The organism is Tepidimonas thermarum, from assembly GCF_007556705.1.
GTDB classification, from domain to species: Bacteria; Pseudomonadota; Gammaproteobacteria; order Burkholderiales; family Burkholderiaceae_C; genus Tepidimonas; species Tepidimonas thermarum.
Window position 1 is genome coordinate 1 of the sequence record NZ_VJOL01000069.1, and the last position, 8,355, is coordinate 8,355.

The 8,355-nt window shown below is 63.3% G+C and carries 11 protein-coding genes; 10 read left to right on the forward strand and 1 reads right to left on the reverse strand.

Annotated elements, in window-relative coordinates:
- Positions 1-255 precede the first annotated feature (255 nt).
- Complete coding sequence (locus Tther_RS12160) at positions 256-969, forward strand: transposase (protein ID WP_143904244.1); 714 nt, start codon at positions 256-258, stop codon at positions 967-969.
- Positions 966-2,501, forward strand: coding sequence for a methyltransferase regulatory domain-containing protein (locus tag Tther_RS12165; protein ID WP_143904246.1), 1,536 nt, complete (start codon positions 966-968; stop codon positions 2,499-2,501). Before Tther_RS12160 ends, Tther_RS12165 begins: the two co-directional genes overlap by 4 nt.
- Positions 2,502-2,675: 174 nt before the next feature.
- On the opposite strand, the gene Tther_RS12170 is transcribed toward Tther_RS12165, so the two are convergent.
- Complete coding sequence (locus tag Tther_RS12170; protein ID WP_221934033.1) at positions 2,676-3,422, reverse strand: hypothetical protein; 747 nt, start codon at positions 3,420-3,422, stop codon at positions 2,676-2,678.
- A 30-nt stretch (positions 3,423-3,452) separates the two neighbouring features.
- Between Tther_RS12170 and Tther_RS12175 the strand changes: the two genes are divergently transcribed.
- The 8 genes from Tther_RS12175 to Tther_RS12210 all read left to right on the forward strand — a co-directional run bounded on the left by Tther_RS12175 (position 3,453) and on the right by Tther_RS12210 (position 8,129).
- A complete protein-coding gene (locus Tther_RS12175; RefSeq protein ID WP_143904248.1) occupies positions 3,453-4,010 on the forward strand; it encodes a glycosyltransferase in 558 nt (185 codons plus the stop codon).
- A 57-nt stretch (positions 4,011-4,067) separates the two neighbouring features.
- Entirely contained in the window at positions 4,068-4,319 is a 252-nt protein-coding gene (locus Tther_RS12180) for a FitA-like ribbon-helix-helix domain-containing protein (protein ID WP_143904250.1), read from the forward strand.
- The gene (locus tag Tther_RS12185; protein WP_143904252.1) at positions 4,316-4,744 is read left to right on the forward strand and encodes a type II toxin-antitoxin system VapC family toxin; all 429 of its coding nucleotides are present in this window, start codon (positions 4,316-4,318) and stop codon (positions 4,742-4,744) included. Before Tther_RS12180 ends, Tther_RS12185 begins: the two co-directional genes overlap by 4 nt.
- 126 nt (positions 4,745-4,870) lie before the next feature.
- The gene (locus Tther_RS12190) at positions 4,871-5,989 is read left to right on the forward strand and encodes a glycosyltransferase (protein WP_143904254.1); all 1,119 of its coding nucleotides are present in this window, start codon (positions 4,871-4,873) and stop codon (positions 5,987-5,989) included.
- A complete protein-coding gene (locus Tther_RS12195; RefSeq protein WP_143904257.1) occupies positions 5,986-6,183 on the forward strand; it encodes a hypothetical protein in 198 nt (65 codons plus the stop codon). Before Tther_RS12190 ends, Tther_RS12195 begins: the two co-directional genes overlap by 4 nt.
- Positions 6,183-6,839 (forward strand): hypothetical protein, encoded by a 657-nt coding sequence (locus tag Tther_RS12200; protein ID WP_143904259.1) that lies wholly within the window; start codon positions 6,183-6,185, stop codon positions 6,837-6,839. The genes Tther_RS12195 and Tther_RS12200 overlap by 1 nt, the downstream gene beginning before the upstream one ends.
- 138 nt (positions 6,840-6,977) lie before the next feature.
- The gene (locus Tther_RS12205; protein ID WP_143904261.1) at positions 6,978-7,247 is read left to right on the forward strand and encodes a helix-turn-helix domain-containing protein; all 270 of its coding nucleotides are present in this window, start codon (positions 6,978-6,980) and stop codon (positions 7,245-7,247) included.
- Positions 7,248-7,319: 72 nt separating this feature from the next.
- Positions 7,320-8,129 (forward strand): hypothetical protein, encoded by an 810-nt coding sequence (locus Tther_RS12210; protein WP_143904263.1) that lies wholly within the window; start codon positions 7,320-7,322, stop codon positions 8,127-8,129.
- Positions 8,130-8,355: the final 226 nt, after the last annotated feature.

Below are 8,355 nucleotides of genomic sequence, written 5' to 3' on the forward strand. Positions count from 1 at the left end.
AGCAAGATCGCATAAGCGGCTTCCAAGGGGTTGGTTTCGACTCGTATTGCCATGAGGGTTACACTCCTTTCTCGAAGTCATGGCGTCAGACCCACCCTCGCGCTGTCTGCTGGGCGGGGAGCGTAGGCGCGTAGCGCCGGAGATCCCCGCCCAGCAGACAACCGGCAAAATGGAATTTACAGAAAGAACGATACACAACTATAAAAGGGGTCAGACCCCTTTAAAAACGAGCCAGCCAAGGTTATTTTTTATACTATGCCGCGTCGCCCCCGCATTCATTTACCCGGTGTTCCCCAGCACGTCATTCAACGTGGCGTAGACCGTCAGCCAGTGTTCTTCTCTGATGACGATTGTCGCTTTTACCTCGACTGGCTGGGTGAGTATGCGAGCAAGCGTGACATTGCCCTGCACGCCTATTGCCTGATGACCAACCACGTGCATCTGGTCCTTTCCGCTCCGTCGGCGGGCGCGTTGCCTGGTTTGATGCAGGACATGGGCCGGCGCTACGTGCAGTACGTCAATCGCACCTACCATCGAAGCGGCGGACTCTGGCAGGGCCGATACAAAGCAAGCTACGTCCAGTCCGAGCGTTATCTTCTGGCCTGTATGCGCTACGTCGAACTCAATCCGGTGCGCGCCCGGATGGTGCAGGCGCCTGGGGAATACCGCTGGAGTAGTTACCGCGCCAATGCGTTAGGTGAGGAAGATAAATTGCTGACACCCCACGATCAATACCTCGCCATTGGATCAACAGCAGAACAGCGGCAACAGACCTACCGGGGCTTGTTCGCCACCGAGGTGGACGAGCCGGCCTGGGCACTGATCCGCACGGCAACCCAGCAGGGCGTGGTGGTGGGAGACAGTCGTTTTGCTGAAATGATCGAAAAGCGCTTGGGCCAAATCGTACGACCCCGCCCGCGCGGGCGGCCGGGCAAGAACAAAACAATCGAAGAAAGGATCGCTCAATGACCGACTGGACCGCCGGCTACGTGGCCGACATCGGCTACACCTACGGCTACTACACCGAGCTCAACCCGCTGCGTATCAAACTCGCCTTCCTCAACCAGGGCCTGGTCTTTCCCGAGGTCGGGACAGCCTGCGAACTGGGCTTCGGCCAAGGCATGTCGGTCAACATCCACGCCGCCGCCAGCACGGTGACGTGGTACGGCACCGACTTCAACCCCAGCCAGGCCGCCTTCGCGCAAGAACTCGCCGCCGCCAGTGGCGCGGGCGCTCGACTGTTCGACCAAGCCTTTGCCGAGTTCTGCGCGCGGCAGGACCTGCCCGACTTCGACTACATCGGCCTGCACGGCATCTGGAGCTGGATTTCGGACGAGAACCGCGCCGTCATCGTCGACTTCATCCGCCGCAAGCTCAAGGTCGGCGGCGTGCTCTACATCAGCTACAACACCCAGCCGGGCTGGGCGGCGATGGTGCCGATGCGCGAGCTGCTCACCCATCACGCCGACGTCATGGGCGCCCGTGGCACGGGCATCGTCAGCCGCATCGATGCCGCTTTGGCCTTTGCCGAGCAGCTGCTGGCCACCCGGCCATCGTATGCCCAGGCCAACCCGCAGGTGGCCGAGCGCATCAAAAAGATGAAGGAGCAAAACCGCCACTACCTGGCGCACGAATACTTCAACCGCGACTGGCACCCAATGAGCTTTGCGCGCATGGCCGAGTGGCTGGCGCCGGCGAAACTGAGCTTCGCGTGCTCAGCGCACTACACCGACCACATCGATGCGGTCAATCTGAGCGACGAGCAACAAGCGCTGCTGAAGACGATTGCCGACCCGACGTTTCGCGAGCTGGTGCGCGACTTCATGTGCAACACGCAGTTTCGGCGCGATTACTGGGTCAAGGGCGCGCGGCCGCTGGGTGCGTTCGAGCGCTTGGAGCGGCTGCGCGCGCAGCGGCTCATCCTGCTAAGCCCGCGCGACGCCGTGGATCTCAAGGTCAGCGGCAGCCGCGGTGAGGCCACGCTCAATGAGGGGGTGTACGCCCCGATTCTGGACCTCCTGGCCCCGCACAAGCCGCTCACCCTGGGCCAAATCGAAGAAGCCGTCAAAGGCCGTGGGCTGGTCTTTGCCCAGGTGCTGGAGGCGGCCATGATTCTGGTGGCCAAAGGCGACGTGGCGCTGGTCCAAGACGACGCCACCGTTGCCAAAGCCAAGCGCAGCTGCGACAAGCTCAACCAGGCCGTGCTGCAGCACAGCCGCAGCAGCAACGATATCGCATACCTGGCCAGCCCCGTGACCGGCGGCGGCGTCATGCTCAACCGCTTTCAGCAGCTGTTTTTGCTGGCGCGCAGCCAGGGCCGCAAGCAACCACAGGAATGGGCGCACTTTGCCTGGCAGCACCTGCAGGCGCTCAACCAGCGCCTGATCAAAGACGGCCAGCCCATCGCGGCTGCCGAAGACAACCTGGCAGAACTCGAGCGGCTGGCGGTCGAGTTTGCACAGCAGCGCTTGCCGATTCTGAAAGCGCTGCAGGTCGCCTGAAATGCACGCGGCAGAGTCTTTGCAGTCGGTTGAGGACGCGCAATGGCTGGCGAACCTCATCAAATAAAGGACACCCACTTAGTTGAAGCCCCTGCACCTCCGCGCTAAGTTCCTTGCCAACTCCTCCTCATCCCGCGAGGCCCAGCCCATGACCTGCAACTAAAGGACACCCACCTAGTTGAGGAGACTGGCAATGACTGTGCTGGTGAAAAAATCCGATAGGCTACTTTTTGTGTCGTTTTGGTTTGCCAGGCAGTCGGTTTCTGGACTGTTTTTGCTTCCGCGGCGGCCGTGGTCAATCAGGTTAAACACGGCAAGCCGGTTGCCCGCAAGGTCGCCCGTGATTTTGAAGTCGATGGCCATGACGTGCTGGTTGTAGAGAGTGGTCAGCCAGCCGGGCTCTTCTTCCCGAGGCGGGCGTTTGCCCTTTGGCCTGGGCTTGAAGCCGTGCGCTTTGAGAATCTGCGCCACTGTCTGTTTGCTGATGCGAAACTTCAGCTCCCCGCCCGAGATCATGCGGGCGATGTGCCCGGCGCTGTAGCGCGGGTTATCGCGCTTGATGGCCAGGATGGCGTCGACGATGAAGGGTGGAGTGGGCGGTCGACCACGCGCCTTGCCCTCGGCGATCTTCACGGCGTGGCGCCTGCGCGCCTTGGCCTGCAGCCAGCGAATGTAGGCACCGGGCGAGAATCGCATAAAGCGCGTCAGCCAGGGAAAATACAGGCGCAGCCAGGCAATCAGCCGCCGCTGCCACCATTTCAGCGTCGGCAACTTGCGCACCAAGCGCCGCTTGGCCGGTGGTGTGCGCCGCCCTTGGGTGCAGACCACCTTGCTGCGCAGACTTTTGAGTTCGAGCGACAGCACCTTCAGTTGCAGTCGTCGCTGCGCCCAGGCGATACGATCATGCCGGTAGCGGCGCACGCTTAATCTGCCAACCAGAACCCCTACGACATGTATTGCGGCCACGCCTGCTCGCTGGTGGCGGTGGACGTGGAGGCGACGGCGCAAGCTTTTCTCTGGCTTTTCAATTCCTTCGAGTTGCGAAAGCAGATGGGCGAGGCGGGCCGGCAGCGGGCACGGGCGGTGTATGACTGGGCGGCGATCATTCCGCAGTACGAAGCGCTGTGGGCGCAGCTCGATGAAATCCGCAGGGTGCAGGGCAAGGAACTGAAACCGCTGGCGCATCCCTGGCCGGCCCGGATGGACCCCTTCCATGCGTTTGCGAGCTACCCGACCCGGACGCTGACGCCGCAGACGGTGCTGGGGTTGGTGGATGGCGATGCGGAAACGGCCTTGAAACGCACCCTGGCGTATCGGCAGTTGGCGATGGTGGATTTTGCGAAGGCCGTGCTGCCCACCGAGGCCGAGATTCGGGCGGTGCTGCAGGCGGCAGCGGCCGGGCCGAAAGCTGCGCTTGAGCTGCTTGCCCAGATTCCCGCAGAGCGGCAGGCTTTTATCTTCCGTAGCTTGGTGTGGCTGGTGAAGCTGGGGGTGATGAAGGTGTTTTGACGGGAAAGATGGCAACGCCTACAATGCAGTCATTGCCATCAATCAGGAGGTGCTTCCATGGCAGCCTTGACGATTCGTAATGTGGATGATGTCATCAAGCAGGCACTGCGTATTCGTGCCGCGCAGCATGGGGTGTCGATGGAAGAGGAGGCCCGCCGCATTCTGCGTGAAGCCTTGGTCCGCGTATCCCAACCGCAACCTTTGGGGCAGCGGCTGAGGCAGCGCTTTGCCGAGGTGGCCGATGCGGACTTTGAACTTCCTTCGCGCCAGATCGCGCGCACGCCGCCCAATTGGGATGACACGCCGTGAATCTTCTCGACACCAATGTGCTGTCCGAATTCATGCGTCCGCAGCCCGCAGAAGCGGTGACGGTATGGTTGGATCGCCTTCCCCCTGAACAGGTGTGGACCAGCGCCATCAGCCGTGCCGAGATCGCGCTCGGGCTGGCACTGATGCCCGCCGGTAAGCGCCAGGCAGCGCTGGTGCTGGCGGCACAAGCGATGTTTGAGGAAGACTTTGCGGGGCGCTGCCTGCCCTTCGATGAGCGGGCGGCGGTGCGCTACGCCGCTATCGTCGCGCAGCGCACGCATGTGGGTCGCCCCATCAGCACCGAAGATGCCCAGATCGCCGCTATTGCGCTCGCGCACAATCTGACCCTGGCTACGCGTAATGTGTCCGACTTTGAAGGGATTGACGGCTTGCAGATCATCAATCCGTGGCTGATAAACCCATGAACATCCTCTTCATCCACCAGAACTTCCCTGGCCAGTTCAAGTTTCTGGCGCCGGCCTTGGCACGGCACGGGCACACGGTCGTCGCGATGACGATGCAAAAAGACCGAGGCGCGCGAATGGCAGGGTGTGAAGCTCGTGCCCTACACCGCCAGTCGCGGCACCACGCCGAATGTGCACCCGTGGGTCAGCGACTTTGAAACCAAGGCCATCCGTGCTGAGGCGTGTTTCCGGGCGGCGTTGCAGATGAAGGCGCAGGGCTTTACGCCGGACGTGATCATCGCCCACCACGGCTGGGGTGAGAGCCTGTTTTTGAAGGAGGTCTGGCCCGAGGCCAAGCTGGGGATTTACTGCGAATTCTTCTACCACCCGCAGGGGGCTGATGTCGGGTTTGATCCGGAATTCCCGGCGAAGGACGCGGGTGACGTCTGCCGGCTGCGCCTGAAGAATCTCAATAATCTGCTGCATTTCGAGGTGGCTGACGCCGGGATCAGCCCGACCCACTGGCAGGCCAGCACCTTTCCGCAGCCCTTCCGGGACAGGATCACGGTGGTGCACGATGGCATCGATACCGAAGCCGTGACCCCGAACCCGGCAGTCAGCCTGACGCTGAACGGCAATCTGGTGCTGACCAAACAGGACGAGGTGATCACCTTCGTCAACCGCAACCTGGAGCCCTACCGGGGCTACCACATCTTCATGCGGGCGCTGCCGGAGATCCTCAAACGCCGCCCGAACGCCCGGGTGCTGATCGTCGGTGGCGACGACGTGAGCTACGGCGACGCCCCCGAGCCAGGACGCTACGGGGGTCTTACGACTTGGCGTGAGATCTTCGCTGCCGAAGTCCGCCCGCAAATCAGAGATGCCGACTGGGCGCGGGTGCATTTCCTGGGCAACATCCCGTACCAGTATTTCATCCCGCTGCTGCAGCTGTCGACGGTGCACGTCTATCTGACCTACCCCTTCGTGCTGTCATGGAGCTTACTCGAAGCGATGAGCGTGGGCTGCGCGATCGTGGCCAGCGACACCCAGCCGCTGCACGAGGCGATCAAACACGACGAGACCGGACGGCTGGTGGATTTCTTCGACGTGGCGGGACTGGCCAACGAAGTCTGTGCGCTGCTCGATGATCCGGCCGCCCGGCAGCGGCTCGGCCAGAACGCCCGGCAGTTCGCTCAGGTGAACTACGACCTTCAGGCGGTGTGCTTGCCGAAGCAGCTGGCGTGGGTGGAAGGGCTGGCGAAGTGAACGTGCTGATCGATCCCAATGACCTGAAAGCCGAACTCGCCGCCATCGAAGCCGAGTCCATCGGCTGGCAGCCGCTGGGCGACGGCACCTACCTGCACATGGGCAAGCCCGACGAGGAAGAAATGGTCATCACCGTGACCGGCGTGCCGGAGGTGGGGATGGCGGGGATGAATGTGCTGCTGGTGGGGTGGTGATGCCAAAGGCCGGCAAGCCAGATCCCGCCCTGATCGCCGTGCTCATTAACCGCGAGCACAGCCGCCTGTCGAGCCAGGTCAAGACGCTGGAGAGGGTGCTGCACGCGCCGTTCTCCGACAAAGAGCATCAGCGCCTGGTCCAACTGGCCGCCAACTGGCGTTCGCTGCTGGCCTTTGACGACGGCGCGCCGAAGCTCGCCGATGCGCTGGAGGTGTTTATCGCCGCCTACCAGCAGCGCTCACCCGACCAGGTGAAGCTCCACGACGAGGTGGTCTTCCAGGCTGGCGTCTACCGCATGGGCCACTGGTCACTGGTCAAGCACTTCATCCCCGGCGTCACCGACTGTCTGGACAACTTCGGCAGTGTCCTGCCCAAACACCGCGATGCCTTCAAGCGCCGCTACGAGGCCAACGGCAATCTGTCGGTCGAAGCGCAGTCGCAACTGCTCAAGGCCCAGTACGCCTTGATCCCCAACCGCCGTGATCCGTACCGGCACGAGGAGCTCAAACGCCGAGGGCTCGTCACCGCCGACGGCATCGTGCCGATGGGCGTGAAGGAAGCGTTGGCGTTGATCGAGCGTGAGGAGGCGCAGGCAACGCAGCCGGCCAAGCGCGGTGTGGTGGCGTGGGTGGCGGATCGGTTTCGGCGGAGGTGACCCGACAGCCTGAGCCGGGAGCGGCTGCGGGAGGCGGTGGAGGCGGTTAGGGTCGATTGACCGTTAACAGAACAGTTGACAGCAAACCTTCACTCCCTGTACAATCATCGTTAATCAATCACGCAACGGTTAACAGTCATGGGCTTTGGCGCCTTCATCCGACAAAAGCGCGAGCAAGCGGGCGTGCCGCTGAACGAGTTTGCCCGCAGTCTGGGCATCTCGCCGGCCTACTGGTCGCGCATCGAGCGCGAGCTGGAGAAGGCGCCCAGGGACGAGCTGATCACCAAAGCGGCTGAGGCGTTGGGGCTCAACCCCGATGAGGCCTTCATCGAAGCCAACCGGCTGCCGCCGGATATGCAAAAGGACGTCAGCACCGTGGTGCGGCTGTACCGCAAGGCGCTGGGGTAAAGGAAGCGGGGTGCGCTGGTGTTGTCGCTGAAGCTGCGCTATGACTGCTGGGGCGGGGCGCAACCGCGAGCCTTGAACCGAGATGCCATCGAAGCGGTGGCCGCGCAAGCGCGCGCGCAGCTTGCCGACACCCAGCGCGATGCGCTGACGCTGCAGCGCCTGGCTGCGATCAGTGAGCTCGACGTCAACGATCTGCACTACCAACTGTGGATCAGCCTGGATCATCCCGTCACCGATGAGGATGGGCTGCCCGTGCTGGGCCTGTGCGAGTTTGACCCAGACTGCGGCGAAGACGCCGTCTCGGTGCTGATCTCGCCCGTGGGCGAGCGGCTTTCGCCCGAGCTGGCGCTGTCGACCTTGGCCCACGAACTGGGCCACGCCATCTTCGATGCGCCAGCGTGGTTGCTGGCGGCGCGGCGACAACGGCGCGGTGGGGCAAGCGCCTATCTGGGGCGCCGGCCCGCCTTGCGCACGCTCACCCGCCATGCGCGCCACTTAGGTGAGGAGGCAGAGTCGGCCGCGCCGGATGGCACGCCAGCCAAGCGACTGGCGGCGCTCGTTGCCCGGCTGGCGCAAGCCGCTTCGGACAAACAACGGCGCATCGCCGAGTTCCGCGCCAACGAGTTCATGGGGTCGCTGCTGGTGCCGCGCCAGCGCTTGGTGGCGCTGGCGCTCGAGCGCGCGCCACACTTCGATGTCGGCATCGAAGCAGCGGGCGAGCGCAGCGATGCCGGCCCCCGGCTGGTCCAGCGGGGCGCCTTGGGCTGGGCAGGCATGCAGCGCTTGCAGCGTGATCTGGCGGCCTGCTTTGGCGTCACGCCCGCATTTGTGCGGGTGCGCATGCAGCGCTACGGCCTGTTGCCAGGCGAAGGACCAACATGATCGGCTGACCGCCTGCCCAACCCGCCGGCCGGACGCCGGTCTTTTTTGCGCCCGCCGATTTACTGATCGCGCAACAGTAACACAATCCGCACCACACCAAGGAGAATTGAATGGACGCCTCCCACCCCGTGAGCGCTGAACACGAGTTATCCACCGCGCCGGCCACCTGCGGTAGAGAAGGACCTGCGGCGCCCGGCGCCGTGGATAACTCTGCGAAGGTGGTGGG

Bases quoted from the DNA above. Each gene is read 5' to 3' on its own strand.
- Tther_RS12160 (WP_143904244.1), top strand. From the start codon at position 256: ATGCCGCGTCGCCCCCGCATTCATTTACCCGGTGTTCCCCAGCACGTC.
- Tther_RS12165 (WP_143904246.1), top strand. From the start codon at position 966: ATGACCGACTGGACCGCCGGCTACGTGGCCGACATCGGCTACACCTAC.
- Tther_RS12175 (WP_143904248.1), top strand. From the start codon at position 3,453: ATGTATTGCGGCCACGCCTGCTCGCTGGTGGCGGTGGACGTGGAGGCG.
- Tther_RS12180 (WP_143904250.1), top strand. From the start codon at position 4,068: ATGGCAGCCTTGACGATTCGTAATGTGGATGATGTCATCAAGCAGGCA.
- Tther_RS12200 (WP_143904259.1), top strand. From the start codon at position 6,183: ATGCCAAAGGCCGGCAAGCCAGATCCCGCCCTGATCGCCGTGCTCATT.
- Tther_RS12205 (WP_143904261.1), top strand. From the start codon at position 6,978: ATGGGCTTTGGCGCCTTCATCCGACAAAAGCGCGAGCAAGCGGGCGTG.